General features: G+C 48.3%; 11 protein-coding genes and 1 riboswitch. Of the genes, 8 read left to right on the top strand and 3 right to left on the bottom strand.

The window, feature by feature from the left end; all coding sequences use genetic code 11:
• Nucleotides 1-17 precede the first annotated feature (17 nt).
• Nucleotides 18-171: riboswitch (cyclic di-AMP (ydaO/yuaA leader) on the top strand.
• A gap of 221 nt (nt 172-392) precedes the next feature.
• Genes ACN9MT_RS13330 through ACN9MT_RS13310 form a run of 5 tightly spaced genes read left to right on the top strand, consistent with a single transcriptional unit; the run spans nt 393 to nt 5,845 of the window.
• Nucleotides 393-473, top strand: coding sequence for a potassium-transporting ATPase subunit F (locus ACN9MT_RS13330; RefSeq protein ID WP_081780413.1), 81 nt, complete (start codon nt 393-395; stop codon nt 471-473).
• Nucleotides 474-496: 23 nt separating this feature from the next.
• The gene (kdpA, locus tag ACN9MT_RS13325) at nt 497-2,137 is read left to right on the top strand and encodes a potassium-transporting ATPase subunit KdpA (protein ID WP_426272361.1); all 1,641 of its coding nucleotides are present in this window, start codon (nt 497-499) and stop codon (nt 2,135-2,137) included.
• Nucleotides 2,138-2,154: 17 nt separating this feature from the next.
• A complete protein-coding gene (gene kdpB / locus ACN9MT_RS13320) occupies nt 2,155-4,224 on the top strand; it encodes a potassium-transporting ATPase subunit KdpB (RefSeq protein ID WP_426272360.1) in 2,070 nt (689 codons plus the stop codon).
• A 14-nt stretch (nt 4,225-4,238) separates the two neighbouring features.
• Nucleotides 4,239-4,760 (top strand): K(+)-transporting ATPase subunit C, encoded by a 522-nt coding sequence (gene kdpC / locus ACN9MT_RS13315; protein WP_290752674.1) that lies wholly within the window; start codon nt 4,239-4,241, stop codon nt 4,758-4,760.
• Complete coding sequence (locus ACN9MT_RS13310) at nt 4,757-5,845, top strand: universal stress protein (protein WP_056063215.1); 1,089 nt, start codon at nt 4,757-4,759, stop codon at nt 5,843-5,845. The genes kdpC and ACN9MT_RS13310 overlap by 4 nt, the downstream gene beginning before the upstream one ends.
• A 330-nt stretch (nt 5,846-6,175) precedes the next feature.
• On the opposite strand, the gene ACN9MT_RS13305 is transcribed toward ACN9MT_RS13310, so the two are convergent.
• Both ACN9MT_RS13305 and ACN9MT_RS13300 read right to left on the bottom strand, forming a co-directional pair.
• A complete protein-coding gene (locus tag ACN9MT_RS13305; protein ID WP_426272359.1) occupies nt 6,176-9,763 on the bottom strand; it encodes an SH3 domain-containing protein in 3,588 nt (1,195 codons plus the stop codon).
• Between the two features lie 201 nt (nt 9,764-9,964).
• Entirely contained in the window at nt 9,965-11,995 is a 2,031-nt protein-coding gene (locus tag ACN9MT_RS13300) for a thioredoxin domain-containing protein (protein WP_426272357.1), read from the bottom strand.
• A 600-nt stretch (nt 11,996-12,595) separates the two neighbouring features.
• On the opposite strand from ACN9MT_RS13300, the gene ACN9MT_RS13295 reads away from it, so the two are divergent.
• The gene (locus tag ACN9MT_RS13295; protein ID WP_035410333.1) at nt 12,596-12,775 is read left to right on the top strand and encodes a hypothetical protein; all 180 of its coding nucleotides are present in this window, start codon (nt 12,596-12,598) and stop codon (nt 12,773-12,775) included.
• Nucleotides 12,776-12,904: 129 nt separating this feature from the next.
• Complete coding sequence (locus ACN9MT_RS13290) at nt 12,905-15,655, top strand: FN3 associated domain-containing protein (protein ID WP_426272355.1); 2,751 nt, start codon at nt 12,905-12,907, stop codon at nt 15,653-15,655.
• 17 nt (nt 15,656-15,672) lie between these two features.
• Here the strand turns inward: ACN9MT_RS13290 and ACN9MT_RS13285 are convergent, their stop codons facing one another.
• Complete coding sequence (locus tag ACN9MT_RS13285; RefSeq protein ID WP_035410328.1) at nt 15,673-16,029, bottom strand: hypothetical protein; 357 nt, start codon at nt 16,027-16,029, stop codon at nt 15,673-15,675.
• Nucleotides 16,030-16,379: 350 nt separating this feature from the next.
• Here ACN9MT_RS13285 and ACN9MT_RS13280 point away from each other — a divergent pair, with 350 nt between their 5' ends.
• Nucleotides 16,380-17,258 (top strand): CAP domain-containing protein, encoded by an 879-nt coding sequence (locus ACN9MT_RS13280; protein WP_290752658.1) that lies wholly within the window; start codon nt 16,380-16,382, stop codon nt 17,256-17,258.
• Nucleotides 17,259-17,332 lie beyond the last annotated feature (74 nt).

Here is a 17,332-nt window from a genome sequence, read left to right as displayed (position 1 = left end):
ACATGTTAATGCTTCGATCTCAAAGTACGCCGAATTCATGATTGAAGCGGGGGACCCAATCGTCACGACACGTGACACGGGGTGAATCCTTTCCGAACGGGAAAGGTAGGGCGAAATCCTAGGTATGCCCGAATCCGACAGCTAACCTCGCAGGCGTTTTTAGGAGGGAACGACTCTTTTTCAGTATGCCAAGTTATAAAGGCGATGCTGGGGCCGTTTTTCGCCTCACATCGTCTTTTTGCCGTGCTTAATTGTAAAAATATTGAATAATATGGGGGTAATTTCATGATGGGAGAACTATGGAGTATCGTACTGCTCGTCTTCTTCTTCGGTACGACGTTCGGAATGATTCGACTGATCGAACGTGTCCAGTGGAGAGCAGGTGACCGGAAATGACGTGGTTTTTACTAGCAATGGGATGTCTCGTCTTTTTGTATCTCGGTTATTGTCTGATCTATCCAGAAAAATTCTAATCGCATAGGGAGAAAAGAAAAACATGTGGACTCAATTCCTGATCCAATTTTGGATCCTACTCGTCATGGCACTTTGTGCAGCGGTCTTGCTCGGTCGCTACATCGGGATGTACTTTGCACCGATCGCAGAGCGTCGGGTCGATACAATCGGTAAGGTCGAACGACGCCTTCTATCGTTACTTGGTGTCGATGAAAAGAAACAAGATCAATCGTGGGTCGGCTATTCAAAAAGTCTATTAGTCGTCAATCTACTGTTTTTCATCGGTGGGTACTTGTTGCTTCGCTTTCAAGGCAATCTGCCGCTTAATCCAAACGGTGCTGCCAATCTTGATTGGTCGACTGCGCTTCATACGACGATCAGCTTCATGACGAACACCGATCAACAGCATTATTCAGGTGAAGCTTTATCGTATCTCTCACAAACGTTCGTCCTCGGAACGATGTTATTCGTTGCACCGACGATGGCATTCACGGTCTGTATCGCTGTCATCCGTGGTCTTGCGAATAAACCGCTCGGTAACTTCTACGCCGACTTCGTTCGCTTCATCTTCCGCATCCTGCTTCCGATTTCATTGTTCTTCGGGATGTTGATGATTTTACTCGGCGTACCACAGACGTTTAGTGGCGCAATCAGCGTCACGACGCTTGAAGGGGCGAAGCAGTTGATTTACCGTGGACCGGTCGCAGCGTTTGAGGTCATCAAACAGCTTGGTAACAACGGCGGTGGTTTCTTCGGAGCAAACGGAGCACATCCGTTTGAAAATCCGAATCAGTTCGTCAACTTCATCCAGATGTTCTTGATGTTATTGATTCCGATGTCACTTCCTGTCGCGTATGGAAAAATCATCGGTTCTGCGAAACAAGGACGTCTTTTCCTCGGCGTCATGACGATTTTGTTCGTCATGATGACATTCGGCATGGCAGGTAGCCTGTTTGCAAATCCAACCGCACACGGTCAGGAATTACGCTTCGGTCAAGTCGGTACAGCGCTCTACAGCTCGATTACGACAGCAGCCGAGACGGGTGCCGTCAACGCGATGCATGACTCGCTTCATCCGCTTGCTGGTTTGATTCAGCTCGGCAACATGATGCTGAACGTCGTGTACGGCGGTGCCGGCGCTGGATTCTTGAATGTCTTGCTTTATGCTTTTGTCGCAGTCTTCTTGACAGGTCTCTTGATCGGTCGGACACCAACGTTCCTTGGTAAGAAAATCGAGACGTTCGAAGTGAAGATGATCGCTATCGCACTTCTCGTGCCACCATTCTTGATTCTCGTCGGAACGGCAATCTCCATGTACGTTGCACCAGGCGTCGCTGGCATCTCGAATCCAGGCTATCACGGGCTATCACAAGTCTTGTACGAATTCACGTCGGCGACAGCCAATAATGGTTCTGGATTTGAAGGGCTCGGGGACGCGAATGTCTACTGGAACGTCTCGACATCGTTTGCGTTATTTTTCGGACGTTACATCCCATTGATTTTAATGCTTGCGATCGTTGGTTCGCTGAAGGCGAAGCCATCCGTGCCGCAAGATGAGTTCTCATTCAAAACAGACACACCACTCTTCGGAACAGTCTTCCTCGGTACGGTCGTACTCGTCGGTGCATTGACATTCTTGCCAGTGCTCGTACTTGGACCGGTCGCGGACTGGCTGACGATGTGAACAGGAGATAAAAGCATATGATGGAACGTATCATGCATCCGACGTCCGACGAACACCAACCGAATGGGCAGCCGGAACACCAATCCAAATCAGCAATCAACGGCTCAATCGCGCGCCAGGCGACAATTGATGCCTTTAAAAAAATGAATCCCGTCAACATGATCAAACAACCAATCATGTTCGTCGTCTGGATCGGTTGTTTGCTCGCAATCGGCTATACGATCTTCATTGATGAGATGCGTGGTTTTAACTTGACGGTCAGCATCATCCTCTTCTTGACGGTCTTGTTCGCGAACTTCGCAGAATCGATCGCCGAAGGACGCGGGAAAGCACAAGCAGACTCGCTAAAAGCGTCGAAAGCGGACGTCATGGCACGTAAACGTGTCGGACAATTGATTGAGAGTGTCTCGTCCGCGACACTCCGGAAAGGCGACATCGTCTTCGTCCGGACCGGTGAATATGTACCAGGTGACGGTGAGATCATCAAAGGTCTTGCTTCGATTGATGAATCGGCGATCACAGGGGAATCGGCACCAGTCATCAAGGAAGCGGGGGGTGATTTCTCGTCGGTCATCGGTGGAACACTCGTCGTTAGTGATGAGATTGAAGTCCGAATCACGAGTAATCCAGGGGAATCGTTCCTCGATCAGATGATTGCGCTTGTCGAAGGCGCAAGCCGTCAAAAGACACCGAACGAGCTCGCTTTATCAACACTGTTGACGAGCTTGACATTGATTTTCTTACTCGTCGTCATGACGTTACCAGTCTTTACGAACTATCTTGGATTCAATCTTTCTGGTCCAATCTTGATCGCGTTACTCGTCTGTTTGATTCCAACGACGATCGGTGGTTTGCTGTCCGCGATCGGCATCGCCGGGATGGACCGTGTCACCCGTTTTAACGTCATCGCGATGAGCGGGAAGGCGGTCGAAGCAGCAGGGGATATCCAAACGATCATCTTAGATAAAACGGGAACGATCACGTTCGGGAACCGGATGGCGTCAGAGATCACGCCGGTCGGTGGACGCTCTTCCGAGCAAGCATTCGAAGGGGCGATCATCGCTTCTTTAGCCGATGAGACACCGGAAGGACGTTCTGTCCTAGAACTCGCAGAACTACGAGACATGCCAGTCGAACGCGAGTGGTTAGATGGAGCAGAAATCATTCCGTTCCGTGCGGAAACACGGATGTCAGGTCTGGATTTGACGGATGGTCGTCGTGTACGGAAAGGGGCGGGTCAAGCAATTCAAGAATGGGTGACAGAACAAGGCGGAACGATTCCGAATGATTTGCAAGAAACGATCGATTCCGTCTCACGCTTAGGTGGAACCCCACTTGTCGTTGCGATGGATGCGACGATTCTTGGAGTCATCTACTTGAAAGACACCGTCAAACCAGGAATGCGGGAACGGTTTGATCGGTTGCGTGAGATGGGGATCAAAACGATCATGTGTACCGGCGACAACCCGTTGACGGCAGCAACGATCGCTCGCGAAGCAGGCGTTGATGACTTCGTCGCCGAATGTAAACCGGAAGATAAAATCCGTGTCATCCAGCAAGAACAAGCAGCCGGTCACCTCGTCGCCATGACAGGAGATGGTACGAATGATGCACCAGCGCTCGCTCAAGCGGACGTGGGTCTAGCGATGAACAGTGGGACACAAGCCGCGAAAGAAGCAGCGAACATGATCGATCTTGATTCGAACCCAACGAAGATCATCGAAGTCGTCGAAATCGGAAAGCAGCTCTTGATGACACGGGGAGCGTTGACGACGTTCTCGATCGCAAACGATGTCGCGAAATATTTTGCGATCATCCCGGCGATGTTCATGGTCGCGATTCCGCAAATGGAAGTACTCAACATCATGCGACTCGATTCCCCGACGACAGCGATTTTGTCGGCTCTAATCTTCAACGCGATCATCATTCCGATGCTGATCCCGCTTGCGATGAAAGGTGTCTCGTATAAACCGATGACAGCCGATCAATTGCTTGGGCGTAACTTACTCATCTACGGTCTTGGCGGTGTCATCGTACCGTTCATTGGGATTAAAATCATCGATGTCTTGCTTGCAAGCATCCTTTAAGGAGAAAACGAATCATGAAACAAGCCATTCGTGTGACGATCTTCATCACAGCATTATGCGGGATCGTCTTTCCCGCCTTGTTGACGCTGTTTGGTCAGATTCTCGTACCGGATAAAGCAGCCGGTTCACTCGTACAGGAAAACGGAAAATTCATTGGATCGGAGTTGATTGCCCAACCGTTCACGTCGAAACAGTATTTTCACGGACGTCCATCAGCGGTCGATCAATTAGCGGGATCATCTGCTGGGGATAACTTGGCAGCATCGAACCCGGAGCTTGGTACGAAGATAGCGGCATTGCAGAAACAGAATCGAGAGGACGGCGCTTCGCTTCCGGACGATGCCCTCGTGACATCCGGTTCTGGTTTCGATCCGCATATCTCAGTCGCTTATGCTTTGGATCAAGCGAAGCGTATCGCAACCGCACGCGACCTATCGCATGACGAGGTACGCAAGCTAATCACGAAAGAAGCCGGGACGCATGATTACGTCAATGTCCTCCTTTTGAACCTAGCACTTGATCGGAGCAAATCATGACACGGGGAAAGCTGAAGCTTTATATCGGCTCAGCTCCCGGTGTCGGAAAAACGTATAAGATGCTTGCCGATGCACGAACCTTGACGCTTGAAGGCAAGGATGTCGTCATCGGTCTGATCGAGACGCACGGTCGAAAAGAGACGGCGGAGATGGTCGGACAGCTCGAACAAGTCCCGTTACTTGAAGTCGTCTATAAAGAGAAAGTGTTTCCTGAGGTGAACGTGGACGCGATCATTGCCCGTCACCCGGATATTGTCCTGATCGATGAACTGGCGCATACGAATGCTCCCGGATCAGAACGGAAAAAACGCTATCAAGATGTCGCGGCACTCCTTGACGCCGGGATCAACGTTTACTCGGCCGTCAACATCCAGCACTTCGAAAGCTTACTCTTTAAAGTCAAAGAAGTGACGGGTGTAGAGGTCCGGGAGCGAATCCCGGATCCATTTCTTGGAGAGGCCGATGAGATCTTACTCGTCGACGTGACGCCGCAAACGTTACGAGAACGACTCGAGCAAGGGAAAATCTACAAGAAAGAAAAGATTGAACAGAGTCTGAATTCGTTCTTCTCGCTTCAGAATCTCGCGAGCTTACGGGAGTTATCGTTACGACAAGTCGCGGACGAAGTCGACGATCAAGTCTATCAATCACGTTTGTTGATTGAAAAAGACCCAGCGACGTTACAAGAACGGATTCTCGTCTGCATCCAGCTTAATGATAACGCGCGAAAGTTGATCTATCGCGGATTTCGCATGGCAAGTCGATTAAAGGCGGAACTGTATGTTCTGACGATTTTACCGGCAGCGGAAAATCAATTGAATGCGAAACAGAAGGAAGTGCTTGCGATGGTGCGGGAGAGTGGTGCCTTGTTCGGAGCAGAAGTGCTGATCCGGATTCAAGGCGAACGTTCGATTGCTCAAGCGATTACCGCCGCTGCCAAACATCATCGCATCACGCAAATCGTCCTCGGTCAATCCGCGCGGACCCGCTGGCAGGAAATCCGACGCGGATCGATCATCAATGAAATCATGCGTCATGTCCGCGGAATCGATATCCAAATCGTCGCCGATGACATGGAACGCTAGGGGAGCCCTTCCGCGTAAATGCAGGGGTTTTCTTCGCACCATCATCAGTCTATCGTTTCATAAGACGAACGAGTCAGTTGGTCATCCTCCCTTTCCGCAGGCGGGAGGTAAGCTGCGGCATCCTCGCATTTCATGCGGTCTACCGGGTTTTACCTATCCCTGTCGAAAGCGTCGAGCGCGCTTTCTTTTCCTGCAGGAGTTGAGGATGATCCTGCTCGTTCGCTCCTAACGAAAAAGGAAAGACCGTTCCGGTGGGATCACCAGAACGGTCTTTCCTTTTTTGATGTTGGAACACATTCATTGATTTAAAGACGTTGGTTCATCGTCTCCTTAACGAGCGAAGACTGGAATATCAAAGACAGCTGTGTAGCTATCCATCTGTTGATAGAGTGAATAGATCCGAGACGTTTGCTTAACGGCCCATCCCATGTCTGTTGCGTATTGATGGCTACCAGGACGCATCGGACTCCAACGCATCTTGTAGAGCGTGTTTTGTCCGTATTCATTATGGATGTACTTCGTGCTGATGAATTCAGCACCACCGACGATTGCCGCTTCTGGTGTAAACCAGCCCATTTTATAGGCATAAGCAGCACCGGTGTTGATCGCATCATAATCATACGCACCGATTCCATACATGTTATAGACTTTACGTCCATTCCATGTCACACCCATTGCGAGTGTCGATTGTCCATTGCCTGTCTCAAGTAAAGCGTGTGAGATCAAGTAAGCTTCGTTGACGCTGTATTTTTGACCAGCATCGATGAACGCTTGTCCACAACTACCGTTGCTACACTTGTTGAAGATCCCGAGTCCTTTCGTTACGTTCGCTAACATCTTATCAAGTGTCGCAGCCGATGCTCCTGTCGTTTTCGAGAGATCGAGGAACTGATAGAAGGCAGAAGAGTTGCGGTCGACTTTCAGTGGATCGGCAACATCACGGACGTCCGTTTCCAGTGCATTCAACCATTGGATCGTTGAGTAACCACTTGTCGCACTCGTGTAGACACGTGGCTTTGTCGTATAGAAGCCACTGACTGATTGATAGACGCGAATCATTCGACCAGGTTGGAACTGACCGTAGACGTGACTCGCCGTCGAAGCACCAGAGCGGATGTTAAGTGGTGTCGTCGCTGTGACAGTCGCAATTGTTCCATTGACTGGATCAAGTGCGCCGCCGAGACGGACGTAACCCGTACTGACATACATCAATTTATCTTTATAGATATCCGTTTGTGGTGGTGGGTTCAGTTTCATCTGAGCGCTGATGAAGGTATCGAACGTATACGGTGTCGCGACAGAGTTATAGACGTTTAATTTCGAAGAAGTCGTCACGAACGCCCCCTTATACGCGTACCCACTTTTTCCATCATACGAAATCTTATACCAATCACCGATTTGACCGGAGACAGTAACGACGAGGTTTTTCGGAATCGTCTTGATGACATTGTAGGAGCTACCAACGTAAGACCGTAAGGCAGCGTCTGATGTTGCCCGTACATACATTTTGTCCTTTGATTCATATTTGATCGATGACGTATTTTGTTCAGTACGGATATAACCCGTTTTCCCGTCAATCGTCACTTTATGCCACGACGTGTTCGTGTACGACGTGATCAAAGCAGAAGTGTAATAGACATTTCCGAACGCGAGTGTCGTGACATTCGATGCTTGATCGTCCGGTGCTTGTTTGACGACGAGCGATTCATTCGCCAAAAAGCGTGCACCTGTGATCTTTTTCGTTTCGGTATATGGTGTCAGTGTTGATTTTAAGACATAACCATTTTTCCCAGCGTAGCTGATCTTTAACCACTGATCGAGACTGCCTGTTACTTGAACGACGGCTGCTTTTGGCAGCTTCGTCACTGTCGCATAGGCTGAACCGGCATCCGACTGGAGTGTCGTATCCGTCGTTGCTTGATAGCGGTGGTTATTAACGCTTTCATAGGTGACCGGTGAACCTTGATTGATTTGAACGTAGCCGGTCTTCCCATCGACTGTCAGGCGATGCCATTGCTCGGAACGACCATTCGTGACGACTTGATTCGTCGTATAGACGTCTCCAGAAGAAAGGCGAACGACGGTGTCAGCTGTCGCGTGGTGCGATGCTTTCACTTCGACGCTACGCCCAAGGCGATAATAAGAAGAAGGAATCGATTGCATCATGACTTTTTCCTTAGCGTAACGTGAAGCGATATAACCCGTCTTCCCACTGTACGTCACACGATACCAGTCGTCGATCATTCCAGTGACGGTGATGCTTGTGCCAGAAGGAATCGTTTTAACGGTCGCGTAAGTGTTTCCGGCATACGAGCGAAGTGGAGTCGAAGTCGTCGTCTGCATGACGATCCGGTCCGATTGGTACTGCACACTCTTGCCTTGGTTGACAGGAATGTAGCCCGTCTTTCCATCCTTACTGACACGATGCCATTGCTGTCCGTTTGACGTGACGAGCTGTGTCGTGTAATAGATGTCACCGCTCTGCAGTGTTGCAAGTGTCGATGCTTGTGCGTCGGGTGAAGATTTGATGGAAACCGTGTTTTCCAGTTCGAAACGGGTGCCTGAAATCGTTTGTTTCGTCGCAAGTGTCGTAAACGTGTTTGATGCGGCATATCCCGTTTTGCCGTTATAACTGACGCGGTACCAATTCCCGATCCGTCCAGAAATTTTGATGACGGTATTGCTCGGAATCGTTTGTACTGTTGCATACGATGGACCAGCATACGAACGAATCGCCGTCGATGCCGTCGTTTTTAAAGAGAGGTTTGATTCAGTTTCGTATGCAATCGCTGTCCCTTGATTGGCTGGTACGAATCCGATTTTACCTTCCTTCGATACTTGATGCCATGTTTCGCCGAGCGGATTCGTCACACGTGTTTTCGTATAATAGACGTTTCCGGCACTCAGTGTCGCAAGTGCTTCTCCATTCGCAGCAGGTGTCGTTTTGATGACGAGTGGTGATGTCAACAAGAAGCGTGAAGACGGAAGCTTTGTTTTTTCTGTGTATTCTGCCAACGTAGCGGATAAGACATACCCTGTCTTTCCGGCATATGTGACTTGATGATAGATTGCCGTCTTAGCATTCGAGGTGACGACCGTACCTTTTGGTAGACTCGCTAGACTTTGTTTTGCCTCGGCTTGACTGTAAAGTGGTGTCACACTTTTTGTCTGATACCGTGTTTGTGGAATTAATGTCACATTTTGCTTTTCAGAAGAGGCGAACGCATCTTGATGCATGTAGCCTGTCTTCCCATCGTACTGGATACTGACCCATTTTTCGATCCGACCGACGACTTTGACGTCTTTTCCAGATGGAATGGTCTGAACTTTGGGATAACCTGTTCCAGCGTACTGACGCAAGATGTAAGCATCGATCGTTTTTAACGTCGTGTTCGTCACCTTTTTATACGCGACCGCTTTTGCGCCAGCTGCGACATAGCCTGTCTTGCCGTCATATTTGACGCGGTACCATGTCTCGCCATATGGATTCGTCACACGTTGTGACGTGTAGTACACATCCTCTTCGTTCAACGTGCCGATCGTCGTTGCAGTATCCACTGCTATCTTTTTGATCGGTGTCTTTTTGAGGACGAGGTAGCGCTGTCCTGAAACGGTTTGTTTCTTTTCATACAGCGTGAGGTATTTCGACGCGACATATCCCGTTTTTCCAGCATATGTGACCCTTCTGAACGAGCCAGAAGCATACGTAGATGAAACGACAGTTCCGGTCTTGATCGTCAACAAGCGTTTCCGAGAAGATGCCGTCTTATCGTACAGATAACTATCGGTAGACAGACGGTAGGTCGTCGCTTTCGTCGTTGCTGCTTCAGCCATCGGAAGAGATGTCAAAACGATGCTAAAAACGATGAGAAAGCTTGCGAACACCTTCAAGGTCTTCGAGAATGATGTCGTGTTCAAAGTATCTTTCCTCCTAGTAGATATTCGTCCGGATGGACGGAATCGGCTTCTAGGATGTCTAAGTCTAAGTTGTAAAATCTATTGCCTATCCTTACTATCGACAATATCGGATTTTTATGAACAAAAGATTGAATAATTTTGAAAAAAGGGGTCTGGTTTTTTGAAAAACCCTCCTGTTTTTTTAAACAAGAGGGGATATGGTTAGATATGGAGACGTGCGAGGATTTCCGTTAAACGCGTCGTCGGACGTTCGCAGGAAAAATCATGACAGAGATAAGCCGTTGGTGCGTCTGGTTCTGGATACTCCGCAAGCAGTGGGACGTGCGGAAGAAGGTCGCGCTTCGTACCGATCAACAAAGCAACTTCCGGTAAGCGTAACTGTTGCAGTTGCTTGATTTCGAGCGGGATGTCTACTTCTTCCGGAAGCAAGATAATCAATTCCTTCGGTTCCATCTGCCGGTAGGTGAAGGTACTGACAAGTGAGGCGAATCCAGTCGGTTGTTGCTCGACTTCCTCTATTAAAGTTGCGAGAGCCCGTTCAGCACTCTCTTGGTAAACGAGACGACCAGTAAGACGACTGAGCGTGAAAAGGGCGTTCAAGGCAATGCTATTTCCGGCAGGTGTGACGCCATCATACAGATCGAGTGGACGAACAAGTAGTTTGTCGGAGCGTGACGACGTCAGATAAAAATAACCATCTGCTGTCTGGAACTGGTCCTGCAGCACATCTGCGAAAGCTAAAGCTTCCTTTAGATGGAGAGCGTGGTGTGTAGACTGGAATAGTTCAAGATGTGCATCAATCATGTACGCATAGTCATCGAGGAAACCGTGACCGGTCGCTTGTCCATCGCGGTAATGGACAGCAAGGTGCTGTTCGGTACGAACGAATCGTTCGAGGGACGTCATTGCACGCGTTGCGACATGCGTATAATGCGGTTCGCCAAACACACGACCGGCTTTAGCGAACGTCGAGATCATCATCGCATTCCACGATGTCAACCGTTTATCATCACGGAATGGACGCATGCGTTCATTTCGCGCACGAAGAAGAATTTGGCGCTCGTGTTCGAGTTGCGACGCTGTTTCAGCAAGCGATAAGTGAATGGAACGCGCGAATGCCTCGAGTGTTCGTCCTGTCCGGTAAAAGACGTTCCGTCCCTCAAAGTTTCCCGATGCTGAAGCATGATAGAAGCGGGGGAACAGCGCGTTTGGCCCGAGTAAGTCGGTGAGCTCACGCTCCGTGAACGTATAAAAATGTCCTTCGCCCCCTTCGCTATCTGCATCCAGTGCAGCATAAAAGGTGCCGTCCGGTGCGGTCAATTCCTGTTCTACAAACGTCAGCACTTCTTCTGCGTAGCGACGGAAGCGAGTTTGACCCGATGCTTGATACGTTTCGATGCATAGGGTCGCAAACCAGGCATTGTCATAGAGCATCTTCTCGAAATGAGGAATTTCCCACTTGGCATCGACCGTGTAGCGGAAAAGACCGTAGCCGACTTGATCCGTCATCCCGCCGTCACGCATCGCGATCAGCGATCGCATGACCATATGAAGTGCCGTCTCGTCTTCCGCGAACTGATAATAATCGAGCAAGAAACGGAGCAGGGCAGGCGACGGGAACTTCGGCGCCTCTCCGAATCCGCCATGTTGACGATCAAATTGTCGCATCGCTTGATCGAAAGTGTCATGAATGATCGATTCATTCCAAGTACGGGTAGACGTCGCAGGCTGCAATACGTCGCGAAGCGTCTGCGACATATTCTGACCGACTTGTGCGATTTTCTCTGGTGAACGGCGGAATTGTTCGCTGAGCTGGAGTGTCACTTGACGAAAACTCGGACGATTGAACTGAGGCGTTTTTGGAAAATACGTGCCGATATAAAATGGCTGTTGATCCGCTGTCATGAAGACGCTCAGCGGCCAGCCGCCTTGTCCGTTCATGACTTGAGCAGCCGTCATGTACAAATGATCGATGTCGGGACGTTCTTCTCGGTCGACTTTGATCGAGATATAGCGTTCATTTAAGAGTCGTGCCGTTTCTTCATCTTCGAAACTTTCGTGTGCCAGCACATGGCACCAGTGGCACGTCGAATACCCGATTGATAAAAAGATTGGCTTACCAGTCTCACGCGCGGCAGTGAAGGCATCCTCACCCCAGGGGTACCAATCGACAGGGTGGTGGGCATGTTGCAATAGATAGGGACTCGTTTCATGGATAAGTCGATTCGACATGATGGATTTCCCTCGTTTCTTCTATAGTAATGAGTCCTCTTCACGATACTCGGCTTTTGTAGCAGGTGCAACTCTGATTCCAAGACGAGGGAAAACGATTTTCCAAAAGAAAGATTGACTTTATAAAAGAAAGTATGATAAATTAATATAAGTCATGAATCGGGGATGATCACTCATGTGAGAATCTTCAATCCATATCATACAATTAAATCGACAGGTCAGGATTTTTAGACCGCTACTGACAAATGAGTCAGACATAAGTCATCGCTTTTATTTTGTCCTTCTTCATACTACGGGAAGAAGTCGACCCAGCAAGATAAACCTTCCAATCGATACTTTTCCGCTCATTCCCGAGCTATTTCTAAAAATCCCAGTATCATGCGTCCGTTGCAGACGCATCACGATTCTTGCTAAAATGCTTGATTCAGCTGGCGCGGCCAAGGAGCCGTAACAACGAAAGAGAGGTAGGGCTTTCGTCGTTTCAGGTGTTTTGATCACCTGTAATCCTCGATTCTCATGACAACCAAAAACAACGACACGCTGATGAGGCGTTTTTTTTATGCCTTTTTTCGGGTAAAGCGGAAAGAAGGGGGTGACGACATGCCATGGAATGAGAACAACTATCCGGATTCATTCAAGAACTTTGATCCACCGCTTCGAAAAAAAGCGATTGAGATCGCGAACGCTTTGTTAGAAGAAGGGTATGAAGAGGGACGCGCTATTCCGATTGCGACATCACAAGCTGAAAAATGGTACGAAAGTCACAAAGACGAACAATAAAATGTTGTAAGCGATACCATTTCTTTCATTTACGAAGGATGGTATCTTTTTTTACGAAAAATATACACTCTTTTGAATATAATCTGATATTATAAAGAAGTGTCAGAAAATTCAATAGGGGGTCACATCATGAAATACGGCAGTACGTTTGGAAAGTGGGCATTGGCCGGAGTATTGACTGCAGGAATCCTTCCACAAGCGGGTCTTGTCGGGGCAGAAGGCGAAGGCGTCATCTTGTCTGAATACATAGAAGGAACAAGTAACAACAAGGCAATCGAGCTATACAATGGATCGGGGCAAATCATTGATTTAGCAGACTATACACTCGTTCAATACACGAACGGTGGACCATCTGAGTCCAAAATCACATTATCGGGGAAAGTAGATCCAGGTAAAACATTCGTTATCGCGAATTCAAGTGCGAATGCAGACATCAAAGCAAAAGCGCAAATGACGACGGGTTCGTTGAACTTCAACGGAAATGATCCGGTTGCATTAAAAAAGGGCGACGTTGTCCTTGATATCATCGGACCGATCGGTTCATCCGTTGATTTCGCAAAAGACACGACACTTGTTCGGAAATCAGGTGTTACATCAGGTGTTAAGACGTATGAACCATCACAGTGGACGAGCTTTCCTGTCGATACACTGACGAATCTCGGTAGCCATCAGACGGAAGCCGGCGATATTCTCGTTGCACCAACGGCTACTCCAGTCGGTGAGGTCGAGCGTGGGGATCAAGTGACACTGTCAGGTGAAGGAACGATCCATTATACAGTTGATGGTACGACACCGACTGTTGACAGTCCGGTTTACACATCACCGATTACGATCAATGACGAAGTGACGATTCAAGCGGTTGCTGTCAAGGACGGGAAAACGTCAGCTGTCTCGACATTCAAGTACTACATCGCACCACCAATCACTAAAATCAGCAGTATCCAAGGCGTCGCGCACACATCACCATACGCAGATCAACTCGTCCGGACGACGGGTGTCGTCACGTATGTCGTTGATGCGAACAACTTCTACATGCAGGATCCAAATCCGGATAACGACAGCCGGACATCAGAAGGTATTCTCGTCTACGCGAAAAACCACGGTGCTGCCGTTGGACAAAAGGTCGCGACGACAGGTTACGTCAAGGAATGGATCCTTGGCGGATACAGCGATAAATTCGATACGGATCTAGCCGTTACGGAAATCAGTACGGTCAATCTCGTAAAGGGTGCGCTCAACGAAGGGTTACCAGCGAGCATCGTCCTTGGTGATAAAGGCGTCTTGATTCCGACTCAAGTCGTCGATAACGATTCTTTCGCTCAGTTTGACCCGGAAGAAGATGCGATCGATTTATATGAAAGCTTAGAAGGCATGCGTGTTGCTTTACCGAACGCGATCGTCACAGGACCACAAGCGAACCGGACGATCCCAGTTCGTACACAAACAGACGCAAACAAGGTCTACACGAAACGTGGCACACCGATTCTGACGAAGGACAACGTCAATCCGGAGCGCTTGTTCGTGGAGATGGGAAGTTCATCGTATCGTGCGAAAGCCGGAGACACATTCGATGGAACGATTGAGGGTGTCATGAGCTACAACTATTCGGCTTACAAAGTACTCGCAAAAGCAGCAGACCTTCCGAAACTCGTTACGAGCGAAGCGGAACGTCAACCGACGAACATCGAAACGGGTGAATCACGCCTGACTGTCGCTTCATACAACGTCGAGAACTTTGCTTCGACAGCGGATGCTGGAAAAGTTGATCGTGTCTCGGAAGGCATCGCGACATTCCTGAAGACACCAGACATCGTTGGTTTGACAGAGATGCAGGATAACGACGGCGCAACGGATAGCGGCACAGTCGACGCTTCGAAATCATTTGAGACATTGATCGCAGCGATCGAAGCAAAAACAGGTGTCCGGTATGCGTATACGGACATCGCACCAGAAGATAAAAAGGACGGCGGGCAACCAGGCGGAAACATCCGTGTCGGGTTCCTCTACAATCCAGCGCGTGTATCACTCGCACCAGGAGAAAAAGGTGGAGCGACGGAAGCCGTGGCAGTTGAAAATGGCAAGCTGACGAAAAACCCGGGTCGCATTCAGCCGACGGATCCGAACTTCGCGAGTTCGCGGAAACCGCTCGTCGCGGAATTCCTCTTCAATGGTGATTCATATCATGTCATCGTCAACCACTTCAACTCAAAAGGTGGCGATGGAGCTGACTTCGGGAAAAACCAACCGGTCGTTCGTAAGAGTGAAGTCCAGCGTCATGCGATTGCGAACATCGTCCAAAACTTCGTTTCTGAATTGAAGACGGAAGTCAAAGATTCGAATGTCGTCGTTCTTGGTGACCTCAACGACTTCCAGTTCTCAGAAACGTTAGACATCCTGAAAGGGAAAAATCTCTGGAACACAGTCGATGATCTTCCAAAATCTGAGCGTTACTCGTACGTCTACAACGGAAATGCGCAAGTACTCGACCATATCTTAATTTCGAATAACTTGAAGTCGTATACATCGTCGGATATCGTCAACATCAACTCGGATTACATGGAAGCAGACGGTAGCGCGAGTGACCACGATCCAGCGATCATCTCGATTCAAGGTGCACAAACGGCAGTACCGGTCAAAGGAACGGCAGAAGTCGGTATCTGGCGTGCTGTTCAAAAAGGAAAACATATCTTCATTGAACGTAAATTGGGTCGCAACTGGGATAAAGCCAGTGAAACACACGCCGATCAACAAGGTGAATTGCTCGCACTTCGCGTGTCACAAGGGCGTCCATACATTCAAGTGAAGACAATCAAAGGCAAAACGATCTGGCTTGAATTGTCGAACAAATACAAACTAGCTGAAACAACGAAATACCAATAAAATCAAAAAAAGCGGACTTAGCGGTCCGCTTTTTTGCGTGCTGGGATAAAGAGTAAAAGAAGTGAGAGTGTACTGATCGAGAGTGTGGAAATTAAGGCAACGGGTAACGGGATGGCACGGAACATATACGTGAAGTGAATGATGATCAATAATAGAATAATAGCGAGACCAGGAATGAATTGTTTTGAGAGCAACATACCGGAACCTGGAACGAGTATTTCAAATCCAAGTCGTTGATTGAGACGAACATCTTCGTGGGCATTGGCTAAGCTAAAGGATACAGTCAAGGCGACAAGAATCATCCAGCCGGAGAATAAGTATTGTTGAATGGGTAAAAAGGCAATGGATTCATAAATGAAATACAGTAAAACCATAGGTCAGCTCCTTCATATCATTATGTTATTTGGAAATGCATTGAAAGTTTGGCTTACGAATTTTAATGATACCGAGTCAAGATTCGGAGAGCAACCAAAATTCGCTGAGAATGAAATAAAAGAATGTTCACACATTTTAAGAAAAGGGGAATATACTTTAGTCTCTGTACTAAATGTTTTCAAGAATCGTTTAAAAGAAAGCATTTCACTAAAGGAAGAGCGTTCTCATGAAATGTGTCAGGTTTGTGGACAGAAGATGTGATTTAGATAAATGAGAGCCAATGACTGTTCGGGGGAAACAATTTCTTTTAAAATAAAGGTAATGAGATTAAAGGAGGCGAAACGACGACATGAAAAAATGGTTGATCATCGGAGTAGCAGCGGTAGCCTTTTTCGGCTACGAAAACATTCCAATGGAACAGGCAGAAGCCGATTACCCGAAAAGTGGCGGCAAGCTGATTGATCGATATAGCAGTGAGTATCCCGGATATGACTGGGAAGTCAGACGGACTTCAACGGAAGAATTCGTCGCCTTAACGAAGGATGGTAAGGACTACGGAAAATATCGTTTCAAAAACGGTGTGACGACACAAGGTGCAGTATTGAATAAGGATACGGAATCCTCTTTGAAGAAAAAGGGTTGGACCGCAGTGAAATCCTATCGTAAAGGCAACACAAACTACATGCTGAATCTGGACCATGCCGCCGTTTATGAGAAGAAAGGGAACTATGTGACGTACTTCTTCGATCAACATGACGGCAATAAAGTCAAAGCGACACTTGCGATTCCGAAAGACGTCGAAGCGAAGAAAAAAGGCTTCTACGGTACGTCATCAAATGCGCTACGGACGACGGATGAGAAATTGATGCTTCGCTTGATGAACTGGGAACGCGCTGACTATAAGTTGAATCCGTTAGCACCGTACACAGCATTGAAGCCGGTCACCCGTGGTCACAGCGAAAACATGGCGAAACATAATTTCTTCTCGCATACGGATCCACAAGGTCGTGATCCGTTCGACCGGATGAAACGCGGAGGAATCACGTTCAGCTATGCTGGCGAAAACCTCTCGATGGGGTATCCGAACGTCTTTGCCGCGCATTGGGGTCTAATGAATTCACAAGGACACCGAGAAAATATTTTGAAAAAAGAGTACAAGCAAGCCGATGTCGGTGTGGCATTCCGAGACAACGCACCGTACTTCACGATTAATTTCCGAACACCTTAAGTATGTAAAAAAGAGGATGACATTTCACGATGTCGTTCTCTTTTTCATGAGATTGTTTGTTTTATACTAAAGGC

Source organism: Exiguobacterium sp. R-17 (assembly GCF_049913315.1).
GTDB lineage: Bacteria > Bacillota > Bacilli > Exiguobacteriales > Exiguobacteriaceae > Exiguobacterium_A.
The sequence above is the reverse complement of the archived record's forward strand: the minus strand, read 5'-3'. Positions and strand labels throughout refer to the sequence as shown.